Origin of the sequence: Phytobacter palmae (assembly GCF_039409775.1) — a bacterium.
Taxonomy (GTDB): domain Bacteria; phylum Pseudomonadota; class Gammaproteobacteria; order Enterobacterales; family Enterobacteriaceae; genus Phytobacter; species Phytobacter palmae.
Map to the genome: position 1 here is coordinate 164971 of NZ_JBCIVJ010000010.1, position 26921 is coordinate 191891.

General features: G+C 52.1%; 30 protein-coding genes, 1 tRNA gene and 1 pseudogene. 15 read left to right on the plus strand and 17 right to left on the minus strand.

Annotated elements, in window-relative coordinates; genetic code table 11:
* Positions 1-53: 53 nt before the first annotated feature.
* The 3 genes from pyrI to pyrL are packed head-to-tail and all read right to left on the minus strand — an operon-like array spanning position 54 to position 1602.
* The gene (gene pyrI, locus AAIG39_RS14095; RefSeq protein ID WP_039077731.1) at positions 54-515 is read right to left on the minus strand and encodes an aspartate carbamoyltransferase regulatory subunit; all 462 of its coding nucleotides are present in this window, start codon (positions 513-515) and stop codon (positions 54-56) included.
* 12 nt (positions 516-527) lie between these two features.
* Entirely contained in the window at positions 528-1463 is a 936-nt protein-coding gene (pyrB, locus tag AAIG39_RS14100; protein WP_090081112.1) for an aspartate carbamoyltransferase, read from the minus strand.
* On the minus strand, positions 1456-1602 hold the full coding sequence (gene pyrL, locus AAIG39_RS14105; protein WP_072039708.1) for a pyr operon leader peptide: 147 nt from the start codon (positions 1600-1602) through the stop codon (positions 1456-1458). Before pyrL ends, pyrB begins: the two co-directional genes overlap by 8 nt.
* A 274-nt stretch (positions 1603-1876) precedes the next feature.
* Between pyrL and AAIG39_RS14110 the strand changes: the two genes are divergently transcribed.
* Positions 1877-2329: a YhcH/YjgK/YiaL family protein gene (locus AAIG39_RS14110; RefSeq protein ID WP_090081114.1), complete on the plus strand. Its 453-nt coding sequence runs from the start codon at positions 1877-1879 to the stop codon at positions 2327-2329.
* Positions 2330-2453: 124 nt separating this feature from the next.
* Here the strand turns inward: AAIG39_RS14110 and argF are convergent, their stop codons facing one another.
* Positions 2454-3461, minus strand: a complete 1008-nt coding sequence (argF, locus tag AAIG39_RS14115) for an ornithine carbamoyltransferase (RefSeq protein ID WP_343194127.1) — start codon at positions 3459-3461, stop codon at positions 2454-2456.
* A complete protein-coding gene (gene argL, locus AAIG39_RS25700) occupies positions 3431-3571 on the minus strand; it encodes a putative translational regulatory protein ArgL (RefSeq protein WP_378108803.1) in 141 nt (46 codons plus the stop codon). The genes argF and argL overlap by 31 nt, the downstream gene beginning before the upstream one ends.
* 52 nt (positions 3572-3623) lie before the next feature.
* On the opposite strand from argL, the gene rraB reads away from it, so the two are divergent.
* The 3 genes from rraB (at position 3624) to AAIG39_RS14130 (ending at position 5771) form a co-directional block, all read left to right on the plus strand.
* Complete coding sequence (rraB, locus tag AAIG39_RS14120) at positions 3624-4046, plus strand: ribonuclease E inhibitor RraB (protein WP_090081129.1); 423 nt, start codon at positions 3624-3626, stop codon at positions 4044-4046.
* Between the two features lie 47 nt (positions 4047-4093).
* Positions 4094-4852, plus strand: a complete 759-nt coding sequence (gene miaE, locus AAIG39_RS14125; RefSeq protein WP_090081132.1) for a tRNA isopentenyl-2-thiomethyl-A-37 hydroxylase MiaE — start codon at positions 4094-4096, stop codon at positions 4850-4852.
* Positions 4853-4943: 91 nt separating this feature from the next.
* Positions 4944-5771 (plus strand): topoisomerase II, encoded by an 828-nt coding sequence (locus tag AAIG39_RS14130; RefSeq protein ID WP_343194128.1) that lies wholly within the window; start codon positions 4944-4946, stop codon positions 5769-5771.
* Between the two features lie 49 nt (positions 5772-5820).
* Here AAIG39_RS14130 and AAIG39_RS14135 read toward each other — a convergent pair whose 3' ends face one another.
* Positions 5821-6324 (minus strand): GNAT family N-acetyltransferase, encoded by a 504-nt coding sequence (locus tag AAIG39_RS14135; RefSeq protein ID WP_343194129.1) that lies wholly within the window; start codon positions 6322-6324, stop codon positions 5821-5823.
* A 261-nt stretch (positions 6325-6585) separates the two neighbouring features.
* On the opposite strand from AAIG39_RS14135, the gene AAIG39_RS25705 reads away from it, so the two are divergent.
* Positions 6586-6849 (plus strand): DUF898 family protein, encoded by a 264-nt coding sequence (locus AAIG39_RS25705; protein WP_425503317.1) that lies wholly within the window; start codon positions 6586-6588, stop codon positions 6847-6849.
* Positions 6850-6904: 55 nt separating this feature from the next.
* Here the strand turns inward: AAIG39_RS25705 and AAIG39_RS14140 are convergent, their stop codons facing one another.
* On the minus strand, positions 6905-7147 hold the full coding sequence (locus tag AAIG39_RS14140) for a hypothetical protein (protein ID WP_343194130.1): 243 nt from the start codon (positions 7145-7147) through the stop codon (positions 6905-6907).
* A gap of 84 nt (positions 7148-7231) precedes the next feature.
* On the opposite strand from AAIG39_RS14140, the gene AAIG39_RS14145 reads away from it, so the two are divergent.
* From AAIG39_RS14145 to AAIG39_RS14155, 3 genes are all read left to right on the plus strand, one after another.
* On the plus strand, positions 7232-7378 hold the full coding sequence (locus tag AAIG39_RS14145) for a hypothetical protein (RefSeq protein WP_343194131.1): 147 nt from the start codon (positions 7232-7234) through the stop codon (positions 7376-7378).
* A 27-nt stretch (positions 7379-7405) separates the two neighbouring features.
* Positions 7406-7600: a hypothetical protein gene (locus AAIG39_RS14150; protein WP_343194132.1), complete on the plus strand. Its 195-nt coding sequence runs from the start codon at positions 7406-7408 to the stop codon at positions 7598-7600.
* Positions 7601-7876: 276 nt separating this feature from the next.
* On the plus strand, positions 7877-9079 hold the full coding sequence (locus AAIG39_RS14155) for a YjgN family protein (RefSeq protein ID WP_343194133.1): 1203 nt from the start codon (positions 7877-7879) through the stop codon (positions 9077-9079).
* Positions 9080-9180: 101 nt separating this feature from the next.
* Here the strand turns inward: AAIG39_RS14155 and AAIG39_RS14160 are convergent, their stop codons facing one another.
* The 3 genes from AAIG39_RS14160 to pepA all read right to left on the minus strand — a co-directional run bounded on the left by AAIG39_RS14160 (position 9181) and on the right by pepA (position 14117).
* Complete coding sequence (locus tag AAIG39_RS14160) at positions 9181-12036, minus strand: valine--tRNA ligase (protein WP_249569624.1); 2856 nt, start codon at positions 12034-12036, stop codon at positions 9181-9183.
* A complete protein-coding gene (gene holC, locus AAIG39_RS14165; RefSeq protein WP_103280644.1) occupies positions 12036-12479 on the minus strand; it encodes a DNA polymerase III subunit chi in 444 nt (147 codons plus the stop codon). The genes AAIG39_RS14160 and holC overlap by 1 nt, the downstream gene beginning before the upstream one ends.
* A 126-nt stretch (positions 12480-12605) precedes the next feature.
* Positions 12606-14117, minus strand: coding sequence for a leucyl aminopeptidase (gene pepA / locus AAIG39_RS14170; RefSeq protein WP_047372008.1), 1512 nt, complete (start codon positions 14115-14117; stop codon positions 12606-12608).
* A gap of 277 nt (positions 14118-14394) precedes the next feature.
* Here pepA and AAIG39_RS14175 point away from each other — a divergent pair, with 277 nt between their 5' ends.
* From AAIG39_RS14175 to AAIG39_RS14190, 4 genes are all read left to right on the plus strand, one after another.
* Positions 14395-14445 carry a hypothetical protein gene (locus tag AAIG39_RS14175; protein WP_216637209.1) on the plus strand — a complete coding sequence of 17 codons (51 nt, stop codon included), beginning with the start codon at positions 14395-14397 and terminating at the stop codon, positions 14443-14445.
* 64 nt (positions 14446-14509) lie between these two features.
* Positions 14510-15610, plus strand: coding sequence for an LPS export ABC transporter permease LptF (gene lptF / locus AAIG39_RS14180; RefSeq protein WP_090081153.1), 1101 nt, complete (start codon positions 14510-14512; stop codon positions 15608-15610).
* Positions 15610-16692: an LPS export ABC transporter permease LptG gene (gene lptG, locus AAIG39_RS14185; protein ID WP_090081157.1), complete on the plus strand. Its 1083-nt coding sequence runs from the start codon at positions 15610-15612 to the stop codon at positions 16690-16692. Before lptF ends, lptG begins: the two co-directional genes overlap by 1 nt.
* Before the next feature lie 162 nt (positions 16693-16854).
* Complete coding sequence (locus AAIG39_RS14190; protein ID WP_343194134.1) at positions 16855-18495, plus strand: dihydroxyacetone kinase subunit DhaK; 1641 nt, start codon at positions 16855-16857, stop codon at positions 18493-18495.
* 172 nt (positions 18496-18667) lie between these two features.
* Here AAIG39_RS14190 and ahr read toward each other — a convergent pair whose 3' ends face one another.
* Positions 18668-19687 (minus strand): NADPH-dependent aldehyde reductase Ahr, encoded by a 1020-nt coding sequence (ahr, locus tag AAIG39_RS14195; RefSeq protein ID WP_039076898.1) that lies wholly within the window; start codon positions 19685-19687, stop codon positions 18668-18670.
* A gap of 346 nt (positions 19688-20033) precedes the next feature.
* Here ahr and AAIG39_RS14200 point away from each other — a divergent pair.
* Together AAIG39_RS14200 and AAIG39_RS14205 are read left to right on the plus strand one after the other, a co-directional pair.
* Positions 20034-20118 (plus strand) — tRNA-Leu (locus AAIG39_RS14200).
* Positions 20119-20208: 90 nt separating this feature from the next.
* Entirely contained in the window at positions 20209-22119 is a 1911-nt protein-coding gene (locus AAIG39_RS14205; protein ID WP_343194135.1) for a tyrosine-type recombinase/integrase, read from the plus strand.
* A 134-nt stretch (positions 22120-22253) separates the two neighbouring features.
* On the opposite strand, the pseudogene AAIG39_RS14210 reads toward AAIG39_RS14205, so the two are convergent.
* The 6 genes and pseudogenes from AAIG39_RS14210 to AAIG39_RS14235 all read right to left on the minus strand — a co-directional run.
* Positions 22254-22397 (minus strand): annotated as a pseudogene (locus tag AAIG39_RS14210) (NIPSNAP family protein); the annotation flags it as partial.
* Between the two features lie 282 nt (positions 22398-22679).
* Positions 22680-23231 carry a DUF4468 domain-containing protein gene (locus AAIG39_RS14215; RefSeq protein ID WP_343194136.1) on the minus strand — a complete coding sequence of 184 codons (552 nt, stop codon included), beginning with the start codon at positions 23229-23231 and terminating at the stop codon, positions 22680-22682.
* A 100-nt stretch (positions 23232-23331) separates the two neighbouring features.
* Positions 23332-23904 carry a hypothetical protein gene (locus AAIG39_RS14220; protein ID WP_343194137.1) on the minus strand — a complete coding sequence of 191 codons (573 nt, stop codon included), beginning with the start codon at positions 23902-23904 and terminating at the stop codon, positions 23332-23334.
* A 625-nt stretch (positions 23905-24529) separates the two neighbouring features.
* Complete coding sequence (locus AAIG39_RS14225; protein WP_343194138.1) at positions 24530-25456, minus strand: hypothetical protein; 927 nt, start codon at positions 25454-25456, stop codon at positions 24530-24532.
* A gap of 10 nt (positions 25457-25466) precedes the next feature.
* Positions 25467-25796: a hypothetical protein gene (locus tag AAIG39_RS14230; RefSeq protein ID WP_343194139.1), complete on the minus strand. Its 330-nt coding sequence runs from the start codon at positions 25794-25796 to the stop codon at positions 25467-25469.
* A gap of 10 nt (positions 25797-25806) precedes the next feature.
* On the minus strand, positions 25807-26289 hold the full coding sequence (locus tag AAIG39_RS14235; RefSeq protein WP_343194140.1) for a ribbon-helix-helix domain-containing protein: 483 nt from the start codon (positions 26287-26289) through the stop codon (positions 25807-25809).
* Positions 26290-26543: 254 nt separating this feature from the next.
* On the opposite strand from AAIG39_RS14235, the gene AAIG39_RS14240 reads away from it, so the two are divergent.
* Positions 26544-26921 (plus strand): recombinase family protein (locus AAIG39_RS14240; RefSeq protein WP_343194141.1); only part of this gene is annotated, 378 nt, incomplete at its 3' end.

Consider the following 26921-nt stretch of genomic DNA (forward strand, 5'->3'; position numbering starts at 1 on the left):
ATTATATACATGAGTAACAGGTGTGTCGCACCAGGCGTACACACCTGCATCAATTACCCTGCCAGTACCACAGAATGCGAAAACTCTTTTTCACAATATTTGCATTTCAGGGCGATATCGTGCGGGCGTTTTTTCACCGCGAAGCTGGAGGCAACCGGCTCAGCGTGGCTGATACAGTTGCTGTTTGGGCAGACCAGCACGCTGTCGATACGGTCCGGCAGATTCGGATGAGACTTGCTTACCACTTCGTAATTATCGATGCGGTTCACCGTCGCCTGCGGGGCATACAGCGCCAGCTGGTTAACCTGCTCATCTGTCAGGAAAGTATTCTCGATTTTTATCAGGTCTTTGCGGCCCATTTCGCCTGACGGCAGATTCAGACCGATAGTGATGCGCTGCTCGGTTTCTGTCAGTTTGAACAGCGTCAGCAGCTTAAAGCCCACCTGCGCCGGAATGTGGTCAATCACCGTACCGCGATTGATCGCTTCAACCTGGAGTTTATTGTCGTGTGTCATTATCGCTTCCTCCTACAGAGCCAAATCACTATTCAGAACCAGTGCCAGCAGTGCCTGGCGTGCAAAGATGCCGTTACCCGCCTGCTGGAAATACCAGGCGTGCGGCGTCTTATCCACGTCGGTGGTGATCTCATCAACGCGTGGCAGCGGGTGCAGCACTTTCATGTTGCTGCGTGCGCCGACCAGGTCGCTGGCGCGCAGGATGAACTGGGCTTTGACATTGGCGTACTCTGATGGATCCAGGCGCTCTTTCTGCACGCGCGTCATATACAGAATATCCACCTCCGCCATCACCTCTTCGATGCTGGCGTGAATGCTCCACGGCAGCCCTTTCTCATCGAGCATGTCGAGAATGTACTGCGGCATGGCCAGCGCATCCGGGGCGATAAAGTAGAAGCGGTTGCCGCTGAACTTGGCCAGCGCCTGCGCCAGTGAGTGCACGGTGCGGCCATATTTCAGGTCGCCGACCATCGCGATATTGAGGTTCTCCAGGCGGCCCTGGGTTTCCTGAATGGTGAAGAGATCCAGCAGAGTTTGGGTCGGGTGCTGGTTAGCGCCGTCGCCTGCGTTCAGAACCGGAATGCCGCCGGAAAACTCGGTCGCCAGACGGGCGGCGCCTTCCTGCGGGTGGCGCATCACAATCGCATCCACGTAGGTGCTGATAACCGAAATTGTATCCGCCAGGGTTTCGCCCTTCTTGCCGAGCGAGGTGTTGCTGCTGTCAGAAAAGCCTACCACGCTTGCCCCCAGGCGATGCATGGAGGTCTCAAACGACAGGCGGGTACGCGTTGAGGCTTCAAAAAAGCAGCTGGCGATCACTTTGTGCTTGAGTAACTCCGGCTGCGGGTTGGCTTTCAGTCGGGCGGCAGTGTTCAGCACCAGTTCAAGTTCTTCGCGGCTGAGATCGTTTATGGAAATGATATGTTTCTGATATAGCGGATTAGCCATGTTTATCTCCTGACGACTGCGCAAAAAAAAGCCCCTCAATAGAGGGGCTATGGAATGGGGTGGGCAACGGGAAGAAAAACGGCAGGCCTGCGTCCTTTTTCAGACGCCCAGGGACATTATGTCGAACACACTGGACCATGCTTCCTCCCGGCAAATTGTCCGCGATTATACTCAGCTACTTTTCGGTTTCAAGCGATTAATGCAACATTTACGTCAGGCAATCGGTTTATTTGCATATAAATTCGTAATTAATAAATAAATAGTTAATTTGTGCGCGTGTGGCGAGTTGCACTGACACTCGGGGGAATAAACATGCGCAAGCGCAACTCTTCGGCAAAAAGGGGTGGTGAGCATCGCTATTTTTCCGTATAAAAGCTAAAAATGAAACGATGTTTTATCTTGAGGAGATAGTCATGATCGTTGGCAACATTCACCACTTACAAAGCTGGTTGCCGCAAACACTGCGCCAGGCCATTGAACACGTTAAAGCCCATGTGACGGATGCCACCCCGATCGGGAAGCATGATATTGATGGCAACAACCTGTTTTATCTCGTTTCGGAAGATATGACTCAGCCGTTTGCCGAGCGTCGCGCGGAATATCACGCCCGTTATCTGGATATCCAGATTGTGCTCAAAGGCCAGGAAGGGATGACATTCAGTACCCTGCCCGCAGGCGCGCCGGACACCGACTGGCTGGCGGATAAAGATATCGCATTCCTGCCGGAAGGCGGTCAGGAAAAAACCGTGGTACTGAGCGAAGGGGATTTTGTGGTGTTCTACCCAGGCGAAGTCCATAAACCGCTGTGTGCCGTAGGCGCGCCCGCACAGGTGCGTAAAGTGGTTGTGAAGGTTTTAGTCGCCTGACTCGCGTTACCCGTTTCCCCTCATCCCACCGGGGTGAGGGGAGCTATCAAGCTTGAGAGTCACCAGGGCGGGTTCACTCCCTCTCCCTAAGGGAGAGGGGCGGGGCGAGGTTGCGCAGACCTCATTATGCTTGCGCCAGGGTCGCCACCATCACCGCTTTAATGGTGTGCATGCGGTTTTCCGCCTGATCAAACACAATACTTGCTGCCGACTCAAACACCTCGTCGGTCACTTCCATTCCGCCGTGCAGACCGAACTCTTCCGCCATCTTCTTGCCAAGCGTCGTCTGGTCGTCATGGAACGCAGGCAGGCAGTGCAGGAACTTCACATCCGGGTTACCGGTCAGCGTCAGCATCTGGCTATTCACCTGATAAGGGCGCAGCAGATTAATGCGCTCGGCCCACTTCTCTTTCGCCTCGCCCATCGATACCCACACGTCGGTATAGATAAAATCTGCCCCTTTCACCCCTGCGGCGATATCTTCGGTCAGTGTAATAGTGCCGCCGTTTGTCTCTGCGAGCGCTTTACACTTCGCTACGAGACTGGCTTCCGGCCAGCAGGCTGTCGGGGCGACGAGGCGTAAATCCAGCCCGGTCAGCGCTGCCGCTTCCAGCATGGAGTTGCCCATGTTGTTGCGCGCGTCACCTGCATAAACCAGCGTCATTTCATTAAACGCTTTGCCCGGAAGATGCTCTTGCATGGTCAGCAGATCAGCCAGCAACTGCGTCGGGTGAAACTCATTGGTCAGGCCGTTCCACACCGGAACACCAGCAAATTGCGCCAGGGTTTCGACGATCTCCTGACCATAACCGCGATATTGAATACCGTCGTACATTCTGCCCAGTACGCGCGCGGTATCTTTAATTGATTCTTTATGCCCAATCTGACTGCCGCTTGGGCCGAGATATGTGACGCGAGCGCCCTGGTCAAATGCGGCAACTTCGAAAGAGCACCGGGTGCGAGTTGAGTCTTTTTCGAAGATGAGCGCGATGTTTTTTCCGGTAAGCTTTTGTTCTTCTTTGCCATTTTTCTTATCATTTTTGAGTCTGGCGGCAAGTTGCAACAGAGCGTTGATTTCAGCAGGGGTAAAATCGAGCAATTTCAAAAAATGTTTCTGGTAAAACGACGACATGGTTCCCTCACCTGGCTAAAGCCACTTATTGAATTAAAATTCAATTTATATGTATGAATATTCATTTGCAAGCCAAATGAATAAATCTTTTCCGCCAGGAGTGGAGGCATTGCCAACGGTATGTGACAATATCTCTATCTGCCACATTATGAGGAATGAGCCATGGCGAACCCGGAACACCTGGAAGAACAGCGCGAAGAGACGCGTCTGATTATTGAAGAATTGCTGGAAGATGGCAGCGATCCTGATGCGCTCTACACCATTGAGCATCATCTGTCGGCAGATGACTTCGAGACACTGGAAAAAGTGGCCGTTGAAGCGTTCAAACTGGGTTATGAAGTCACCGAGCCGGAAGAGCTGGAACTGGAAGAGGGCGAAGTGGTGATTTGCTGCGACATACTGAGCGAATCCGCATTGAACGCCGACCTGATTGACGCACAAGTTGAACAGCTGATTAATCTGGCCGAGAAATTTGACGTCGAATATGACGGTTGGGGCACCTACTACGAAGACCCGAACGGCGAAGACGAAGACAGCGACGAAGATGACTACGAGGATGAAGACGACGACGGCGTACGTCACTAAGTCTTCCCTGTGCGGCAGCTACGGCTGCCGCAGTGCAAGGAACAGCCATGGATTACCCGCAAATACTCTCCCCTGTTTTACATTTTCTGCATTGCCCGACACCTCAGGCCTGGATAGATAAAGCCCGCGATCCGCAAAACCTTCCGCTGTTACTCACCGATCATATGGTTTGCGAATTAAAAGCCGCGCAAACCGCCATGCTGCTGGTGCGTAAATATGTGGCGGATAAAAGCGGGGCCGATACGCTACTTGAGTGGCTGAAACCCTATGAAGCGTTCACCTTTCGCGAAGGGCCGGAACCGGACTTTGTGGCGCTGCACAAACAGATCGCTAAAGGCGCGATGCCGAAAGCGGATGATCCATGGGGCAAGGCGCTAATCGACAGCATGGTGCTGCTTATCAAAGAAGAGTTGCACCATTTCTGGCAGGTGCGCGAAGCCATGCTTGCCCGGGACATTCCCTATGTGAAGATAACAGCCAGCCGCTATGCGAAAGGAATGCTTAAAGGTGTGCGTACTCATGAGCCGTTAACGCTTATCGACAAGCTGATTTGCGGTGCGTATATCGAAGCACGTTCCTGTGAACGTTTTGCCGCGCTGGCGCCGCATCTGGAAGAGGAATTACAGAAATTTTATCTGTCATTGCTGCGTTCGGAAGCCCGTCACTATCAGGATTATCTTGCGCTGGCACAGCAGGTATCGGAAACGGATATCGCACCACGGGTTCGCTATTTCGGCGAAATTGAAGCTGAACTTATCACCTCACCGGACCCGGAGTTTCGTTTTCACAGCGGCGTGCCGGGCTGACCTGCCAGAATCCGTAGTTATTTCGCTCGCCAGGTGACAATCCTCGCCGGGCTGGTACAACAATCAGCAAAATGGTTACAAGGAACCTGAAATGAACTGGACGTCTGTTTTACTCTCCGCTTTCGTCGCTGGTCTGGCGGCAGCGCTGACCCAGTATCTGCGCCGGAAAGGGAAAATCGGCGGTATCACCTCGGCGGTGATTGTTGCGGTTGCTATTGTGGTCTGGAACGTGGGCTATCGGCAGTATATTGCACCCTTACTGCAAAATAGCGGTGAGTCGCAAATGGACGTGGCGTTCCGTGCGATAAGCAGCATGCCGACATACCAGGTGTTGCGTGAACAAGAACCGCAGTTGCTGGAAACTATTCGCAGCACGGCGAAAAAAATGGAAAAAGAGGGGAAAACTCCTCAGCAGATTATTGACTATATTCAACCGCAGATCGTCGGCGTACAGATGGTGCGTTTACAAAACGCCCCGGATGAGAACGTGATTGCTTATATGCAGATCAATATGGAGCAAACCGTGGCCATTCAGAAAGTCAGCGATGATAATTGCTTTCGTTTCCTGTTCCCGGCGGTGAAAGGGGGGATCAATCCCGCGAAAATGTTGTCGAGTGATTTCCTGATGAAACGCATGAATATTGATGCCGCGATGATGCGCGCTGCCTACGGCGTCAACCGACACACGGTGACAGATAAAGAGCGCCAGGACGCTCAGCAGCATCTGCAGCCAATTATTGCGGCGCTGGTCAAGAAATACGGTCAGGATATTGAGATCATGCCGGACCCGCGCAAAGGCGTCGGCAAAGAGAAAGTCGCCTGCGACATTGTACAGGATTTGTGGCGTAACGTGCTGACGTTGCCCAAGGATCAGGCTGCGGGAATGATTCGTCTGATTATGGCGCCGGAGAATCAGTAAAAAAGAGGTTCCGGTCCTTTCCGGTAGAAAAGGAAAGGGCCGGGAACTATTACAGTGTTTTCAGCATTCGCACTTCGCAATCCACATGCCCGGTACAGCCCAGCGGCCCGCTGATATGGCTAAATCCGAGATGCTCATACAGGCCAATCGCCTCTTTTAAGAACGCGGTAGTTTCCAGATAACAACGGGTGAAACCCTGCATGCGGGCGTGTTCAAGGGCAATGAGCGCCAGTTTCTTCGCCAGCCCCTGACCGCGCGCGGCAGGTAAAAAATACATCTTTTGCAGTTCGCAGATATCCGGCTCGCTACATTTCAGCGGGGCGACACCTCCGCCGCCAACCACTATGCCATCCTGCTCCACCACCCAATAGGCGTGCCCCGGCTGGCTGTAGAGTTGGTACAGCTCGTCCAGGTTGGGGTCCGCCACGGTATAGCCTTTATCGGCGGTAAGGCCGTATTCGGCAGAAACCCGACGAATAACGGAGGCAATCGCGGCATTATCTCCGGCAGTTATCCGGCGTAATGTTACGCTCTGCTTAGCCACAACACTCATACACTCACTCAATAAAATACATGCATTTATACGCGTATTTAATATCACTCTCTGAAAGTGGCTGCAAGTCGTTTAATTGTAGAGTGATTTATGAGGGTATACGTTATCGTACCGAGCTTCACGGAAGTGATAACCATTATTTATCGAATCAATGCTTATATTTAAAGGCGAGAGAGTTAGGTACGACGATATGCATTATAAGAATATTTTACGGCAAGTATTTATATTCCATGGCAAAAATTCTGGAGCATTTTTATCTCTCTGGTTAACGTTCTGCTGAGTGTTATTACGTTAGAAATATATGCCCCCTGGGTGATGGTACTTTCCTGGCGCTGGCTGTACAAAAACATGGAATTAAACGGTGCCCGCTTTGGCTATCATGCAAAGGGCGGAGCGCTGTTTCTGAGCTGGCTGCTGATATCGATATTTGTTTTTATTTTCATCAGGGTGGCAGTACTTCTTCATCTATTGTTAGCTTCGCGGGTGATCTTTTTGCTGATATTGATCATGCCTTTTTTATGGTAAAAAGCCTGCAATACCACGCGCTGATGACCACGCTAAATAATATCCGTTTCGCTTTTTATTGCGCAATGAAAAGTGCCTGAGGATAATATTGGGCCTGCCAATACTGCTGCTTATTCTGCTGTGCGCAATTATTTTTGCCCTCGAGCATATGATGTTCAGCGGTTATGATCTTGACGGTTTGTTGGTAAACATCATTTTTCTGGCGCTTATCGCTATTGTGAGAATGAGCGTGACCAATGGCTACGTTTATGCCAGATAGCTCATCCTGACCGGAAAAGGCGGGCAGTTCGGCGTACATAAATTTGATATTCGCGTTAGTACTGCATATTGCATTAAAGCCTTTCTGTTCTCTTTATGTATTCTGGCCCCATTTCCGGGGCTGATGTTTTTACTCTCGACGTTCAATAGCGGCATGGCGATGCTGGAAATGCTTAACTATTCGGAGGATGTTGGGCTTGCAGCGTCTCTGGGGCAAATCCTGCTGTGTTATCTGCTCTATTCAGGCGCTATTTTGCTCTCAACGGTCTAAATCTGGCAGGCTTTCCGCAACCGCTAAGTGAATGGCCTGACGCTGGCGGACGACCGTATTCGTTTTGCTTCCACGCTGATGTTCTATGGCGTGGTGATGCAACAGCTGATCGTTATCTCTGTCATTACGACCGGCATTGCTTATTCGTGGATGAAAATGTGCTTATCCGTTACCCGGCCATTCATTCCCATGCGGAAAGGGAGCTGGGCGGTGTCGCGCTGACGAACCATGACGGCAGGTTGTAAAAGGCTTTCTCGCCTGGTTTCCCGTGGGGGAATGCCTTCATATAAAACCAAAAGGCCGGAATCTGCTTCGACCTTTATTTGCTTTTATCGTCGTGTTCCTGCCATACCACCACTCTTTTGCGCTGACAAGACCAGTAATATTGGGCGCTACATTTTTAGTACAAAGTTTACTAAACTTAATAACGGAAATAAAAATACCGCAATATTTCTATGGCTTAATTAGCGTTGTTTCTGATTTACGATAAGGATTGTTATGACTTTTGAAAATGGTGGTGCTGCGGCGACGCCTTCCCGGAATTTTGTGTTCCAGGGCAGTGGCGCGGGATATTTCTGGATCTGGCTGGTAAACGTCTTACTCACCATCGTCACCTTAGGGTTGTTTCTGCCCTGGGCGCTGGTGCGTGCCCGCCGTTATTTTTATGAGAATACCGATCTGCAAGGGGCGCGTTTTTCTTATCACGCCACTGGCCGTTCAGTATTTGTAGGCTGGCTGTGTATCATGGTGCTGTATATCATATTTCTGGTTAACATGGCGCATAATAACGTTGTGTTATCCCTTTGTATGATAGGGTTGTTTTTACTGTTTTTCCCATGGCTGGTAACCCAGGGGCTGCGTTATCAATTCCTGATGACGGAGATTAATAATGTACGCTTTAGCTTTTACGCCAGCCCGCTGCGCGCCTGGTGGGTCATGCTGGGCTGTCCGTTGTTAATTATGACAGTCTCAGTGGTGGTGTTTTCGCTGTTTATGTCCAGCACTCTGAGCATGGGCTCATATACGGCAATTTTTGTGGGTATTGGTTTTGGGACGCTGGCGTTGCTGCTGGGTTCCGCCATTATGCAGGGGGTCTATACCGCCCAGTGGTATGGCATGCTGGTGAATAATCTGCAGTACGGCACGCAGAAATTTGCCGCGACCTACTCTATTAAGAAGTGTATCTTGATTGCGCTCTTCTCTATGCTGCTGCTGTTCCCGTTCCTGGCGCTGGCATTGTTTATCGTTGTGCCGGCCTTCTTTACGCTGATGCAATATTCCCAGGCGGTGGGCGATAACCCGGAACAACTGGCGATTTTGGCCGGGCCATTTTATGGCAAAATTGTGCTGGCCTATCTGCTTTACCTGTTCGGGATCATTGTCTGCTTTATTTATGCCTTCGTGAAAATGCGTAATTATATTTACGGGCAGATTACCCTGGCCGGGCATATTCGCTTTTCATCGACCGTGACCATGGGGCGCGTGCTGTGGCTGTCGATTACCAATACGCTGGTGTGCATGGTTACGCTGTTCCTGGCGTATCCGTGGGCCAAAGTCCGCTTTACTCGCTATGTGCTGGAAAACACTCATGTTCACGGTGAGTTGCAGAACCTGACGCTGGAAAACCACGGACAACAACCGGCGAAAGATCCGGCGAACCTGCTGGCGCGCGGGCTGTCGTTCTTCCCGGCGGTATTTTAAGGTGTTCCCGGATGGCGGCGTAAGCGCCCGATCCGGGTTATCCTGTATTTGAGGCAATAAAAAAGCCGGGCATATAGCCCGGCTTTTTATTTGCGTTGCGGTTACAGTGCGCTAATAACCGCCTGCTGTTCAATCAGCCTGGTCTTGGCTTCTGCATAGCCGTCGAGCTTCTCACGCTCTTTGGCAATTACCGCTTCCGGTGCGCGCGCCACAAAACCTTCGTTGGACAGTTTGCTTTCGATACGACCAATTTCCGCGTCGATCTTCGCCACTTCTTTCGCCAGACGTGCCAGCTCGTCTTCTTTGTTAATCAGACCCGCCATCGGGATAAGCAGCTCTGCGCCATCGATAATTTTGGTCACGGAAACCGGACCTTTATCATCGGCTGGCAGAACCGTGATGCTTTCCAGACGCGCCAGATTCAACAGGAAGCTGCGGTTGTCGTTTACACGACGCTCAGCCTCTTTGCTGCAACCGCGCAGCAACAGCTCCAGCGGTTTGCCCGGGGAGATGTTCATTTCGGCACGGATATTACGTACCGCCACGATAGCCTGTTTCAGCCATTCAGTGTCGGCCAGCGCAGCTTCATCAACCTGCGCGGCATCAAATGCTGGGATAGGCTGCAGCATGATGGTATCGGCAGTAATGCCTTTCAGCACTTTCACACGCTGCCAGATGGTTTCAGTGATAAACGGAATGACTGGATGCGCCAGACGCAGCAGCGCTTCCAGTACGTTCACCAGCGTATTGCGCGTGCCACGCAGCTCTGCTTCAGAACCACCGTTCATGACCGGCTTGGTCAGTTCCAGATACCAGTCACAGAACTGGTTCCAGGTGAATTCATACAGGATGCCCGCAGCGATATCGAAGCGGAAATTATCCAGCGCTTCGCGGTACGCTTTCACGGTCTGGTTGAATTCCGCAAGGATCCAACGGTCAGCCAGCGACAGTACCATTTCACCGCCGTTGAAGCCGCAATCATTTCCTTCGGTGTTCATCAGCACAAAGCGGCTGGCATTCCACAGCTTATTACAGAAGTTACGGTAACCTTCCAGGCGCTTCATATCCCAGTTGATGTCACGACCGGTTGATGCCAGCGCCGCCAGAGTGAAACGCAGGGCGTCGGTGCCGTGCGGCTCAATACCATCCGGGAACTGTTTCTCGGTACGCTTACGGATTTTCTCTGCCAGCTGCGGCTGCATCATGTTGCCGGTGCGTTTTTCCAGCAGATCCGGCAGAGAAATACCGTCAACCATATCCAGCGGGTCGATAACGTTACCCTTCGATTTGGACATCTTCTGACCTTCATCGTCACGGATAAGGCCGGTCATGTAGACGGTATGGAACGGCACCTGCGGTTTGCCGTTTTCATCTTTGATGAAGTGCATGGTCATCATGATCATGCGGGCAATCCAGAAGAAGATGATGTCAAAGCCGGACACCATCACGCTGGTCGGGTGGAACTGACGCAGGGCATCGGTGTTTTCTGGCCAGCCGAGGGTGGAGAATGTCCACAGGGCAGAGGAGAACCAGGTGTCCAGCACGTCTTCGTCCTGACGCAGGGCAACATCTGCGCTCAGGTTGTTTTCCTGACGCACTTCGTCTTCGCTACGGCCAACGTAAACATTACCGTTGTTGTCGTACCATGCCGGGATGCGGTGACCCCACCACAGCTGACGGGAGATACACCAGTCCTGAATATCACGCATCCAGGAGAAGTACATATTTTCGTACTGCTTCGGTACGAACTGGATATCGCCGTTTTCAACCGCCTCAACCGCTGGTTTCGCCAGCACGTCGGCACGGACATACCACTGGTCGGTCAGCATCGGTTCGATGACCACGCCACCACGGTCGCCATACGGTACGGTCAGGTCGTGCGGTTTGATCTCTTCCAGAAGACCCAGCGCGTCAATGGCGGCAACGACCGCTTTACGCGCAGCAAAACGCTCCAGTTTCTGGAACTCTGCCGGGATCTCATTGGAGTAAACGTCAGATTCGTTGCCTTTGGTGTCGTACACTTCCGCCGTTTCGCGGATATCGCCATCAAAGGTGAAAATATTAATCATCGGCAGGGCGTGACGACGACCGACTTCGTAGTCGTTAAAGTCATGCGCCGGGGTGATCTTCACACAGCCGGTGCCTTTTTCCATGTCGGCGTGTTCGTCGCCCACAATCGGAATACGGCGGTTCACCAGCGGCAGAACCACATATTTGCCAATCAGGTCTTTATAACGCGGGTCTTCCGGGTTAACGGCCACGCCGGTGTCACCCAGCAGGGTTTCCGGACGGGTAGTGGCGACCACCAGATAATCTTTGCCGTCGGCGGTTTTCGCACCATCTGCCAGCGGGTAGCGGATGTGCCACATGGAGCCTTTGGACTCGCGGTTTTCCACTTCGAGGTCGGAAATCGCGGTGCGCAGTTTCGGATCCCAGTTCACCAGGCGTTTGCCGCGGTAAATCAGGTCTTCTTTGTACAGGCGGACAAACACTTCTTTTACGGCATTGGAGAGGCCTTCGTCCATGGTGAAGCGCTCGCGCTCCCAGTCCACGGAGTTGCCGAGACGGCGCATCTGGCGGGTAATGGTGCCGCCGGATTCTGCTTTCCACTGCCAGATTTTGTCGATAAAGGCATCGCGACCATAGTCGTGACGGGTTTTACCTTCTTCAGCGGCAATTTTACGCTCAACCACCATCTGGGTCGCGATACCGGCGTGGTCAGTACCGACCTGCCACAGGGTGTTTTTTCCCTGCATGCGCTGGTAGCGGATCATGGTATCCATGATGGTCTGCTGGAAGGCGTGACCCATGTGCAAACTGCCGGTGACGTTCGGCGGTGGGATCATGATGCAGAAGCTTTCCTGGCTTTCATCGCCATTCGGTTTGAAGTAGCCCTGCTTTTCCCAATGCTCGTAAAGCGGCTGTTCGATCTCTTGGGGGTTGTATGTCTTTTCCATTATTTCCAGGTTGCCGTGTTCAGGTTGAAACCAGCCATGCGATAGGCTTTATAGCGTTCGCGAGCCAGTTGTTTCAAAGAATCTTCGTAAGGAACGAAGTCTATCACTTCTGTGAAAGCGGTGGCAAAATCTGCAAAGTTTGTCCGCAAACTGATGAGAATGTCGCGCGGGTTGCCGTTGCGCTTTTGCGGCCAGGCAATCTCGACAGGCGCACCGCCTCTGGGACCTTCACCTGCGAGGTTGTGCGGTACAAAACTCTCCGGCGGCCTTGCCCACAGCGCTTCATCAAGTCGCAGCGCCTGCTGCTCGTCTTCACAGGCGATCAGTACGCGTTTGCCATTGCGCCAACGTTCTGCGGCAATCTCACACACCAGCTGTTCCACGGCGCTCAGGCCGTCGACGGTGGTCTCATTGTCCAGAAGATAAAACGTGGCGTTCTTCATGATATGGGGCTTCTTGTGGTGGATTTAAATCGTATACCCTCACCCCGGAATTCCGCCTCAAGGGAGAGGGAAATTCCGTCCCCTCGCCCTTATTGGGGAGAGGGGCAGGGGAGAGGGGGATTTCACTTACTCTTCGCCAGTAAACCCGGCGCGGTTCAGCAGGAACTGCGACAGCATGGCCACCGGACGACCGGTTGCGCCCTTGGCTTTACCGGAACGCCACGCGGTGCCAGCGATATCCAGATGCGCCCAGTTGTACTTACGGGCAAAGCGTGACAGGAAGCACCCTGCGGTAATCGCTCCGCCTGGACGACCGCCAATGTTCGCCATATCGGCAAAATTGGAATCCAGTTGCTCGTAGTACTCATCGCCCAACGGCAGACGCCATGCGCGATCGCCCGCCTGCTCAGACGCGCCAATCAGCTCGTGCGCCAGCGGGTTATGGTTCGACATCAGGCCGGTGATGTGATGGCCCAGGGCAATCACGCAGGCACCGGTCAGGGTCGCCACATCGATAACCGCTTCTGGTTCGAAGCGCTCAACATAGGTCAGCACATCGCACAGCACCAGACGGCCTTCGGCATCGGTATTCAGCACTTCAACGGTCTGGCCTGACATGGTGGTCAGCACATCGCCCGGACGATAAGCGCGTCCGCCTGGCATGTTTTCACAACCCGCCAGCACACCGATGACGTTAATCGGCAGTTGCAGTTCGGCCACCATACGCATCACGCCGTAGACCGCCGCCGCACCACACATGTCGTACTTCATCTCATCCATCCCTTCGGCCGGCTTAATAGAAATACCGCCGGAGTCGAAGGTCAGCCCTTTACCGACCAGGACAACAGGACGCACGTCTTCTGACGGGTTACCTTTATATTCGATAACCGACATCAGAGATTCGTTTTGGGAGCCCGCGCCGACGGCGAGGTAAGAGTGCATCCCCAGTTCGCGCATCTGCTGCTCGCCAATCACGCGTGTGATGACATTTTTGCTGTAGCTGTCGGCCAGTTGGCGCGCCTGAGAGGCGAGGTAGGCAGCGTTACAGATATTGGGCGGCATATTGCCAAGATCTTTCGCCGCTTTGATGCCCGCAGCAATCGCCAGACCATGCTGGATAGCGCGCTCGCCGCTGGTCAGTTCACGGCGGGTCGGCACATTGAAGACCATTTTACGCAGCGGGCGACGCGGCTCGCTTTTGTTGGTTTTCAACTGGTCAAAGCTGTACAGGGATTCTTTTGCTGTCTCGACCGCCTGGCGTACTTTCCAGTAGGTATTGCGGCCTTTAACGTGCAGCTCGGTCAGGAAGCAAACGGCTTCCATTGAACCCGTATCATTCAGGGTATTAATTGTTTTCTGAATGACCTGCTTGTACTGACGTTCATCCAGTTCGCGTTCTTTACCGCAACCAATCAACAGAATGCGTTCGGAGAGGACATTCGGAACGTGGTGCAGCAGCAGGGTCTGGCCCGGTTTGCCTTCCAGTTCGCCACGGCGCAACAGTGCGCTGATATATCCGTCACTGATTTTGTCGAGTTGCTCGGCAATCGGAGAGAGACGGCGCGGCTCAAAAACACCCACAACGATGCAGGCACTCCGCTGTTTCTCCGGGCTACCGCTTTTTACACTGAACTCCATGCACTATACTCCTGAATCTTAAAGACAACAGCAGGGGCTACAGATATACTCGACCTCTTTCAAACCGCAGATGCGTTGGCTGCGCCTGCTCCCCCTGTCACTTACTGAACGTAAGTTTCGGGGCTTCACAGTCTTGCCGCCTTTCTGCAACTCGAAATCCATTGAGTATATAATTGCAAGCTTTCGTAACTCATGTCCGCTGTTGCGGTGACTTCGTGTTAATCTTAACGATACTTAGGTTTCGGCACGTCAGATACGGGTCGGATACGTTTTACCGCTGAGTATATTAATCTTAGCGATGATTTCGACGACTCAAGAGAATAAATGACGTTTAAGCCACGAAACAAGCGATTTTCCAGTAAAAAGACTGGTTTTTACGGGCGTAATATAAAGTGATAATCATAAGATATCTTGCGCGGGAGACGCTAAAAAGCCAGTTTGCGATCCTCTTCATCCTGCTTCTGATCTTCTTCTGTCAGAAACTGGTAAGGATCCTCGGCGCAGCGGTCGACGGCGAAATTCCCACGAACCTGGTACTCTCGCTACTGGGTCTCGGTGTGCCAGAGATGGCGCAACTTATCCTGCCGCTCAGTTTGTTCCTCGGTCTGCTAATGACACTGGGCAAACTTTATACCGAAAGTGAAATTACGGTCATGCACGCCTGCGGTCTGAGCCGGGCTGTGCTGGTCAAAGCGGCAATGATACTGGCGCTGTTCACCGGTGCGCTGGCGGCGGCTAACGTCATGTGGCTCAGCCCCTGGTCATCGCGCCATCAGGAGTCGGTGCTGGCTGATGCCAAAGCCAACCCTGGCATGGCCGCACTGGCGCAAGGGCAGTTCCAGCCAGCCTCTGACGGCAACTCGGTACTGTTTATCGAAAGCGTGGAAGGCAGTCAATTCCATGATGTCTTCCTGGCGCAGATTCGCACCAAAGGCAATGCCCGCCCGTCTGTTGTGGTGGCTGATTCCGGTCATCTTACACAACTGAAAGATGGTTCTCAGGTCGTGACCCTGAACACCGGCACTCGCTTTGAAGGTACGGCGCTGTTGCGTGATTTCCGCGTCACTGATTTTAAAGATTATCAGGCGATTATCGGCCACCAGGCGGTGACGCTGGACCCGGACGATACTGAGCAGATGCGGCTTGGTACGCTGTGGCAAACGGATAACCCGCGTGCCAGGGCTGAGTTACACTGGCGTCTGACACTCATCTTTACCGTATTTATGATGGCGCTGATGGTCGTGCCGCTGAGCGTGGTGAATCCGCGTCAGGGACGCGTACTGTCGATGCTGCCTGCCATGCTGCTGTATCTGGTGTTCTTCCTGCTGCAGACCTCCCTGCGATCCAATGCCGCGAAAGGCAAAATCGATCCGTTGATTTGGATGTGGGCGGTTAACCTGGCGTACCTGGCGTTGGCGATGGGTCTGAACTTGTGGGACACGGTACCGATGCGTCGGATTCGCGCCCGCGTGATGGGCAGAGGAGCCGTATAATGCAGGCGTTTGGCGTACTTGACCGTTATATCGGTAAAACTATTTTCAACACCATCATGATGACGCTGTTCATGCTGGTGTCGCTCTCCGGCATCATCAAATTCGTCGACCAGTTGAAAAAAGCCGGGCAGGGCAGCTATGACGCGATGGGAGCAGGGCTTTATACCATCCTCAGCGTGCCGAAAGATATTCAGATCTTCTTCCCGATGGCGGCGCTGCTTGGCGCGCTGTTGGGGCTGGGGATGCTGGCCCAGCGCAGTGAACTGGTGGTGATGCAGGCTTCGGGTTACACCCGTATGCAGGTGGCGCTGTCGGTGATGAAAACCGCTATCCCGCTGGTGTTGTTAACCATGGCGATTGGCGAATGGGTGGCTCCGCAAGGCGAACAAATGGCGCGTAACCAGCGCGCGCAGTCCATGTATGGCGGTTCGCTGCTCTCCACCCAGCAGGGGCTGTGGGCGAAAGATGGCCAGACGTTTGTCTATATCGAGCGGGTAAAAAGCGATGATGAACTGGGCGGAGTGAGTATTTACGCGTTCAACGATAAGCGTCGTTTACAGTCCGTTCGCTACGCGGCTTTAGCGAAATTCGATAAAGACACTAAGTTGTGGCGGCTGTCGCAGGTGGATGAATCCGACCTGACTGACCCGAAACAAGTGACCGGTGCGCAGACGCTGACCGGTACATGGAAGACTAACCTCACCCCGGACAAACTGGGCGTGGTGGCGCTGGACCCCGATGCGCTGTCGATTAGCGGTCTGCACAATTACGTGAAATACCTGAAATCAAGCGGTCAGGATGCCGGGCGTTATCAGCTACAGATGTGGAGCAAAATTTTCCAGCCGCTTTCCGTGGCGGTGATGATGCTAATGGCGCTGTCGTTTATCTTTGGCCCGCTGCGTAGCGTGCCGATGGGCGTGCGCGTGGTGACGGGTATCAGCTTCGGTTTTGTTTTCTATTTACTGGACCAGATTTTTGGCCCACTGACGCTGGTATACGGTATTCCACCGATTATTGGCGCATTGCTGCCAAGCACCTCTTTCTTCCTGATTAGCCTCTGGCTGCTGATGCGCAAGAGCTAGGTCTCTGTTCTTTCCCGGATGCGGCGCTTCGCCATATCCGGGTTACCCGACCTTCTCTCTTACTCCGGGAGAAGGTTAAGGTAAACTCCCGCTATTTCCCCGACGCACTTTCCCTTATCCTGGCTACGCTTTCCTTACGGTTCTCAAAAAATTCAGGAAGCTATGTCCAGATTCTTCTTTAATGACCGAAAACAATTGGTCAATGACGCCATTGAAGGAATGGTGATTTCCGCTCCCCACGGCAATTTAGTTCGCCTCGACATCGATCCCGCTATTCGTATTGTTGCCCGCGCCGACTGGGATAAATCCCGCGTTGCGGTGATTTCCGGCGGTGGTTCCGGCCATGAACCCGCTCACGCTGGCTTTGTCGGTAAAGGAATGCTCACCGCCGCCGTCTGCGGCGACGTGTTTGCTTCGCCGAGCGTTGATGCGGTGCTCAACGCTATCGTTGCCGTCACCGGCGATCGGGGCTGCCTGTTGATTGTCAAAAATTACACCGGTGACCGCCTTAACTTTGGCCTCGCGGCAGAAAAGGCCAAACGCTACGGCCTGAAAGTAGAGATGGTGATTGTTGCCGATGACATCGCCCTGCCTGACAACAAACAGCCGCGCGGTATCGCCGGGACGGCGCTGGTACATAAAATCGCAGGCTATGCCGCCGAGCAGGGTAAATCCTTAAGCGAAGTGCATAACATCGCCCGGCAGGCCAGTGAGAGCGTCTGGAGCCTGGGGCTGGCGATGGAGACCTGCAATCTGCCGGGTAGCAGTGATGAAGACGAGCGCATCCGGCATGGCCAGGTCGAACTGGGTCTCGGCATTCACGGCGAGCCAGGCGCGAGCACCGTCGACTCGTATAACAGCCAGAAGCTGATTGAGAAGCTGGTTGCGCCGCTGAAAGCACAGGCCGGGGATGACCGCGTTGCGGTGTTAATTAACAACCTGGGCGGCGTATCGGCGCTGGAGATGGCCCTGCTTACCAAAGAGCTGGCATACTCGGCGCTCAAAGATCAGATTGCGTATTTGATTGGCCCCGCACCGCTGGTCAGCTCGCTGGATATGAAAGGTTTTTCTCTCTCACTGTTACGTCTGAACGAAACTTTTGAGAAAGCCCTGAATGCCGATGTGCAGACCGTTGGCTGGCAAAAACCCGTACCTTTTGCACCGATGAAAACCCAGCGCCACAGCCCGGTCTACAACCAACTGGAAATCGAACCGTCGGAGAACCCGCAGGTAAAAAGGCTGGTCTCGACGGCGGCGCGGACGCTTGTTGACCTCGAAAACCGCCTGAATGCGCTGGATGCCAAAGTAGGCGATGGCGATACCGGTTCGACATTTGCCGAAGGGGCACGAGAAATCATCCATTTGCTGGAGCAAGGCGAGCTGCCGCTGAATAACACCGCGCAGTTGCTGCAACTGGTAGGAGAACGGCTGGCAACGGTGATGGGCGGTTCCAGCGGCGTGCTGATGTCTATTTTCTTCACCGCCGCAGGCCAGGCTGTGCATGATGGCAAGTCGCTCCCGGAGGCATTGCTGCGCGGACTGAACCAGATGAAACATTATGGCGGCGCGGAACCGGGCGACCGGACACTTATCGATGCGCTACAACCGGCGCTGGAAGCCTTGCGCGACAGCGGGCTTGATGCCGCAGCGTCTGCTGCAAAAGCGGGAGCCGCGAAAACCGCGACCATGCAGACCGCCGGCGCGGGGCGTTCGTCCTATGTGAACAGTGAGAATCTGGAAGGTGTCACCGACCCCGGTGCCGTGGCGATTGCAGAAGTATTTGCAGCGATAGCGAAGGGGTAGTCTTTATCTCTCATCCTGACACTCACAAGACAAAGGGTTGATTCACCCTCTCCCTTTCGGGGAGAGGGTGCAGGCATTTCCCGGATGTGCCGCGCTTACCGTGCTACGACTGGCTCTTAGGGCAAATGTGAGTATGGGTTTTCTCCCTCTCTCTTTAAGAGAGAGAGGCATATCAGAAATCCGCTTTCAACACCACGCGGTAACGCGCCTTTCCGTCACGCACATGCTGCAACGCCTCGTTAATCTGCGACATCGGGAACATCTCGGTAGTCGGTGCCACCTTCGCCCGTCCGGCAAACTTCATCAGCTTACGCAGCTCAAAGGGTGTACCGGTCGCGGAACCGGAGACGCTTCTGTCGCCGCCAATCAGCGTAAAGGCCGGGACTTCCAGCGGTTTCAGCACTGCGCCGACGGTATGGAACGCGCCGCCGTGGGCCAGCGCCTCAAAGTAGGGCTGCCACTGCAAATCAACGTTCACAGTATTGATAATCAAATCAAACTGGCCCGCCAGCGCTTTTAAGGCCTCCGGATCGCGGCTGTTCACCACATAATCCGCGCCCATAAGGCGTACTTCGGCCTCTTTCGCCGGATTCGAACTGAACGCCGTCACCTCACAGCCCATCGCGCGCAGCAGTTTGATGGCGATATGGCCCAGCCCACCAATTCCAATGACCCCGACACGGCTGGTAGCGGTGATATGGTGCATCAGTAGCGGTTTAAACACAGTAATACCACCGCAGAGCAGCGGACCTGCGGTCTCGACATCAATGGTATCCGGCAGCGGGATCACCCATTGCCAGCCCGCGCGGATCTTGTCGGCAAAGCCGCCGCGGTTAAGGATGGTCGGCACCGCGCCTTCCTGACAGTTGATATTGTCACCGTTGATACAGGCGTCGCAGTGACCGCAGCTTTTCGCCGTCCAGCCGATGCCCACGCGCTGGCCGACTTTCAGCCCTTTGTTTTGCGCGGCGCTACCCAGCGCTACCACGCGGCCAATCACTTCATGCCCGGCGACCAGCGGATATTGAGAGAAGCCCCACTCGTTGTCGATCATCGACAAATCCGAGTGGCAGATCCCACAATAATCCACTTGTACCTCCACGTCTTCCTGACCCAATTCCCCCGCGTCGTACTCAAACAGCTCCAGGTCTGCCCCGGCTTCTTTAGCGGCATAGCTTTTGATAATCGACATCGCCTTTCCTCATGATGGTGTGAGATTTGAGTGTATACCCTAAATAATTCACGTTGCAGAATGGCGGCAAAAGAGAGGCGCCCTGGACTTAATGAGGTAAGTTCCTGGGACGAATGCCTCCAACGAAACCGCAGCCTTAAGTATGGTGGGTATAGCAGATTGTGGAGGAGGTTTAGGGGAAATCGCACAACTTGTATAAGTCTGAGGAATAACAAAATGTGATTGAATTGGCGTTTAAAAGCAGATGCGATGGTTTTTTCAGCACTTAGTGCAGCACATGCCTGCTGCCGCTTGCATGCCAGCGTGTGACAGGTATAATCCGTGACGTTTCCGCATCCCCTTCAGTGCCGAAGTGGCGAAATCGGTAGACGCAGTTGATTCAAAATCAACCGTAGAAATACGTGCCGGTTCGAGTCCGGCCTTCGGCACCAAGACTTCTCTAATTAGTTGTTTTTAAATAACTTTTTCCGATATTTTGCTTGTGATCGCGTAGCCCCTCTTACAAAAGGCTATACGAGGCGATGTCTCAGCGATATAAACTCTATCGACGTCCTAGCGGCATTTATGTTATCCGCATTAGCGTTCCCCAACGTTTTCGTCGATATGCAGGACAGTGTGAGATTCACACTTCAACAGGCACTCACGATCTTCATGAAGCTAAGCAGAAGTCCGCGCTCCTGTTGGCGGTCTGGTATCAGACCTTACATGAGTATGAACTAATGGATTATCAGACTTTAAGTGACAGCGCCCCGCTGCTTACTGGTGAGGGGATGATCTCGCTTTCAAACTTCTCCCAGGCGATTGAACTGCCCGTTGCTCAGTTAATTCAGGCGGTGATAAACCGTAACTTGCCCGTATTTTGGCTGGCGACGGGGCAGGCTGGCTTTTATGTTGAGACCCTCTCTGAGGCCGAGTTAGACCCTCTTGATGGCAGCTACGTGCTTAACTATGGCGAAGAGCAGGGTATTGAGGGGGTTGCTAAAGGTTATCTGCAACTGACAGCGCAGCCAGCGCATTTGCGTAACATTATCAGCGACGGTTATTCAGAAGCTTCGGTGTTCAAAACTACCGGAAGTGAAGCTAAAGGCGGTTGGTTTTTCACCTCCAGTTGTCCGGTAATTGAACCTGATACGCTGTTGATCAATAAGGTCCACGCAGAAAGCCTCCGACTTGATTGGCTGGCTAAGACCACACCACCAGCCGTTAGTATTCCTCCTGCCGTGCCTCTTACTGCTCCGGTCCCCGCTATCGATAACGAGTATGTTAATCGAAAGTATTACACCAAGAGCCTGTCGTGGTTATGTTCTGAGTATGTAAAGCATCGGCGCAAGGGCAAGGTATCGGAGTCGGCTATAAGTGATATCCGTAACTACTTCGGTTTTATGATTGAAGCGATGGGCGACATTCAGTTGGAAGATTTTGATCGCGATTTCCTCCGGGCTTATGAGAGCAAACTGCGCACGATCCCGGCAAACCGTAATTTAGTCAAAGCTAAATATGGAGTGAAAACGCTGGATGAGTTAATCACTAAAGCGGCGGAATGCGGCGATAAATCGATGACTGAGGAATCCGTCAGGAAGTATATCAACGGCCTTTATGGTGCAATGAAGTGGGCTGTTGCTGACGGTAAGCTACTGAAATCGCCATGCGAAAACTTTTTCCCGCGCGATGATAAAGATGAGCGAGATCAGGATCACACTGACGTGTTTGAACCGCATGAAATTAAGGCGATTTTTTCACTTCCGTGGTTTGTGGCTGGAACCGGTGAACGTAACGTGCAAGGGCGATTTCATCAATATTGCCCGTTTCACTATTGGACACCTTTACTGGGGGTGCTGACGGGGGCGCGAGTTAATGAAATTGCGCAATTGCTGCTGGATGATGTTCTGGCAGAAGACGGTGTTTATTACTTGAATCTTGAAAGCGATAGCGAAAACGGGAAGAAACTAAAAAACGCTAATGCTCGTCGCAAAATTCCGATTCACTCCACGCTTATTGATCTTGGTTTTATAGACTACGTGAACGCCTTAAAAGATGCCGGGTATGTCCGCCTGTTCCCCGAACTCAAGCCTCATAAAACTAAAGGCTATGGTAGACCGGTTTCCGCATGGTTCAATGAATCGCTGTTGGCACGTCGATTGAAACTAGAGAGGAACAGAACTAAGTCTTTTCACTCGTTTCGCCATTCCGTCTCAACCTTGCTTAAAGAGAAGGGCGTCAGCCCGGAACTACGTGCGCAGCTAGTCGGACATGTCCGCGGCGAAACGGAAACAGAAGTGCGGTATAGCAAAGACCTCAAACCGATTCATATGATTGAAGTCGTGGAGAAAATTGATTTTTCGTTGCCTGAGGTAGCGAAATTTAACATTTCTGATGGGCTGGATGCGGTCAGAGATGCGCTACGGAGAAAAAGAGGCAAACAAGCAGACTAATCCGGGGTTACTATTCAGGTGAGTGATGTTTGAATGCGCAGGGATGCTCCCTGGCGCATTTTTCATTGAGGGTAGTGGATTTCATGGTGCGAAATTTGGCGGCGCTCAAAACGCGTCTGGTGAAGCCAGTTAACCTACGATTGCACCCGCAGCCCTTCCACGCTTTCCGATGGTAGGATCATCACTGCTTTAATGCTGATTTCTATGCTGCCAATGATGTCTTCGCGTGGGCCATTGCGCCAGTCTGCGCTTGCGTAAAAAGCATCGAGAACCGGCGCTATGCTTTCAGGGCTAGACGACCATCCGTAAGCAAAGCTGTAATATGCAGCTCAGACGCGCTGGGAATCCCTCTGGCGAATTTTTGATAGAAGGTAGTGAAATCATGGGGTGAATTTCGTTGTGCTTTCCTAGAGCGCTTGGTTAAGCCAGATGAAACACACTGCGTTAATAAGAACATAAAGTGCAGAGTTATAACCTTTGATATTCCGATCATACAACTATTCGTGGTCGGTTATAAAAGCCCAAAAAATTGTTTCGGTAAGTTTTTGGGCTGATGGCCGTTACCAGTCTTTTGCAGCAGAGCTGCTTTCTGTCACGATCTCACGCTTATATTGTTCCACAATATCATTCAATGCTTTTTTGGCTTTCGCCTGTCCACCAACAGTCATATCTGGCGAATCAATGGCAGGGAACGCAATCCCGCTGGTTACATGAGCCGGACGATAAATGTGGATATCATCAAAGGTGATACGAGCCTTATCATCTTTCGTGTCGATTTTCATAGTGAATTTATATCGAACATTTTCATTTGCCAGACAATCATTAAAGCCGTCGCATGGGTATTTAACATTACCCTTACCGACAATCGAACCTTCTTCTTTATCGGAATATTGGATCACGCTGTTAGCATCAGTGAAAACCTTTGCAACCCAAATTTTAGAGCTACTGTATAGTGCGTCTTTTTTAACTCCGGGAACGTTAACAACACTGACTATACTACCCAGCGGCTGTTTTGCTGCTTCCATCTCTGGAGATGTAGAACAGCCGGTCAGTGCGATAACGCTGGATGCAACCAAACTTGCTAATACAGCTTTCATCATCTTTTTTTCCATTTTTATTTCTCCTTGACGCATTTGTATTACGAGTAGAAAAACGCGATGCAGAATTAAGGTAGTTCGCCAGAGCATCAGGGTAAGTCTTGACAGTCTATTCTCAGCTAAAATGAGCATACGCGAGCACAGCTAAAACAACGAGCACGCCAAAACGTAATAACCCTTCGCGATGCTTGGTTGACCATTTCCGCTCGTAACGCAGCGGCTCGTAGAAAGGTGTCACCCATTTAAGGAACTCTGCGTTGAGATTGTCCAAGGACTCTTTGGGTTGCTTAAGCTGGACGCCGACAATGTATTGGCGTCGTAATAAATCGGCCCGGCAGTTGCTAATGAGTTCTCTTTCAGTTGTCAGCTCGGATTCATCAATGAACTCAAAAGCGTCAAGGACAACTTGGTGTTTTGCTTGTAAATCTTTATGGGTCACAAAAGCATCGCAGGTGATCAGGTCGCCTTGCGAGATGAATGTCTGGAGGTCGATGCCGTTAGTTGCCTGTAAATTATCGATTAGTTGTTGCCTGATTACTCTGTCGAATGGCCGTATATAACCAAGTTTCGGATCAATATCGTCACCAAACGACTCATGGCTGAAAAACTCGCCTTCTATGGAGTTACCACGCCAATCAAAGCGCACATAACCATCCGGCTTATTCTGATAATAGTTTGAGGCGGACATAAACTTCCCTGATTAGAAAGCGATAGAGGCACTTCATTGAACTACGCGGGCGTGGATTTTTCAACAAGGTTTATCAGGGCAGTGGTATAAGGATTGCATCACCGCCGCAGAAATTTCCGGACGCAATGCGGGATGCTGGCGAACCTAAGATGCACTCTTTATTACGCCAGTTTGTTAGGGCTGAATTTACACCGCGAACTCGTAACTCGTTGGCATACGCATCCAACGCGCTGTAGGGCTTTCAGCCACGTTTATTATTTAGGGTAGTAGAATTTATGGGGTGGAACATGCGGCGTGCTCATGGCCCATCTGGTTGCGAATAACTGCCAACAATTCTATGTATAAGGTTTTGTTTTTCAAACACCGAAGTTTTTAACTGCTTCGCCAAGAAGGGGGTTGTTAAAACCTAAGACTCTTCACTTTTCAGCGGTCATCTTCCGAGCCAGCTTGTTGGTGAAGTTCGCCGCTCCGCTTCTCCCTTTCGGTTTTCCCTGTTACCTGTTGTTTTGTGTAAACGTAGTTGGTTAGCGGTTGTATGTATTTAAGTTATTAGGTAGCAGCCCGTCACCCCAGTAGATACGCGGATCACTGCTTCAAAACCCGCACACTTTTTTGGAATGGATATTTACGGGCGTAGGTTCCGCAACGCTGCTCTAACCCGGTTACTCAGTTCTTTGTCTGCTGTCAGGTGACTACTCTCTGCCCGCGTTCTGCCTTTCTTGTCGCGTTGTCCTACAGTGCTGAAAGAGTGAATGCCGCGTTCCGTCGTTGCATCCCTGTATGAGCGTATCCAGTTGATTGAAATGAGCCGAAACAGATCCCCCTTTGCCATCTGTGCCGCAGCTATAGGACGGCGGAACGTGAAAAGACTGGCGAGCGTTTCAAACTGGAAGTGTTGCAGCCCGGAGAGAAGACCGAAGCCGTGTTGCTGTAGCGCGTCACCCTGTAATGTCACCTCTATACGAGCACGTTGCTGACGAAGCGGCAGCGGCTGCTTCTTGTCGGTGCACTTGTGATAGCACTGCCATGAAATGGCGTCATCTTCGTTGCCAATCCGTAGGTTATAAGCCGGGTTTATACGATTGCCGGGCTTATCAAGAAATTGGTTACTGCTGTTGTCGCCGTTGTATTGGCGATGATTGGTGCCCGGGGCGAACAGGCTTGTTTGCATCCGATATGTAAGGGCGCGTGTTGCTTCAACTGACTGTTGTTTGTGCCAGAAGTCACAACTGATCTCTATCCCGGCAATAGTCGGTTCGGCTGCAAACGTGAACAGTCTGGCTAACGCATGGAGCGCAGCACTGAGCTGCTGATAGTTGTTCGCCAGCTCGTCATGAAAGCGAATTCGGAATGTGTCAGTAACATCACCGGGCTGCATGTCGATTGCCTCAACCCACCAGCGATTAACGCTCGTTATCTCTCTCAGCGCTCTGCGGATGTGTTGGTGTTGTGTTGGGCGTTCGGTGCGAATCTCAACGTCGAACCAGTCGATGACGGCGGTAGCCCTGAATTGCTTCAAGGCTGAATCCGCTGTTTGTTGATAGTTGTTCATTGCCAGCCTTTCAGCTCGTCGCTATTGGAGGGCGAACGCTCCAATGCCGCTTATCGGTGAGGTCAATGTCAACCTCAAGCATAGACAGCATGTGCGGCTTGGCGGGGGGAGGGCAAAGGCGTGAGACTTTTTCGACGAACTCACATACTTCACTAAATAGATAAACCGGGCGAGGGTGGCGAGTGGCGGAATATCTTCCGACGGGAAGTAAGACCTCACCGTGATAACTAGTCCTCCCGCGCCGCATATCCGCTAATAAATCATCCCATGCCCTGACGTCGCCCAGCTTGGCTCTCAAAAAATAAGCCGCCTCGCTTGCTGAAAGCGTTTTAACTTTCATTGTTTTCTCCTTAATCAACGTCTGGTGCGATCATGAGATGTAGCTGACCGCGTAGCTCATTCTGGATGATTACGAATGGTGATCCGCCGTAGCTTTTGTCTCTGTAACCAGTCAATAACGTGAACGCCGCAAATGAGTTATCACGTGTGGTGATCGTAGCCCCTTCCAGCTCGATCTGTAGTTGTTCGTCGTTAATCCGCCAGTAGCCGTTACCGATAATTTCATGATGGATATTCGCTTCCACTGGCCCAGCTTCGCCAAGAGCAAAAATTTGTTCGGTCATCAATTCGTCAGCCAATGCTGCACGTATCAGAGCTGTCCTGTTTGGCGCATCAGGCTGTCCCGCTAATACTTCACTTGCCCAATCCTGCCAGCGTATGCCACGCCTTGCTGCCAGCATATCGAGCGCTGTCCATGTGGTGTCTTCTAACCGGAATGATGTGCGCCCAATCCCGGCAAGCTCTGCATTGCGCGTTTTTAAAATCTTTTTCATGGTTTCGCCTTGTAATAGTAACGAATGAAATTATATTCCAATTGAGAGTAATAGTGAATAATATAGCGTGGTTTTTTATCAACTATTTTAAATATTGTCTGTAATCTGTTCTTGTTCTTTGGTAGTTTATGGGTATACGCAATAACTACCATCAAGAGCACACCGTAAAACCCGGTTTCATTGTCGGTGATACCGTCTAAAAGCTACCGGTTTCGATGAACCACTTAAATGCTACCAGCAACGGGAAACACAACATGAACAGCAGCCGCATCTACGCCTATCTTCGTGCCTCCACCAAAGACCAGAACGCTGAACGTGCTCGTCAGGATTTGCAGGAGTTCGCCACCAGCAATGACGTTGCTATCTCTGCTTGGTTCGTTGAGAACGAGTCTGGTGCGGCACTGGCTCGCCCTGAGTTGATGAAGTTGCTCGATATAGCGCAAAGCGGTGATGTGTTGTTAGTTGAACAGGTAGATCGTCTATCGCGCCTTAATGCGGAAGATTGGGAAAAGCTGACAGGGATGATTAAAGGGAAAGGCGTGCGCGTTGTCGCTCTTGATCTGCCAACGTCTCACATGATGGTGAACTCCGGCGACGAGTTCACCAGTCGTATGATGCAGGCGCTAAACAGC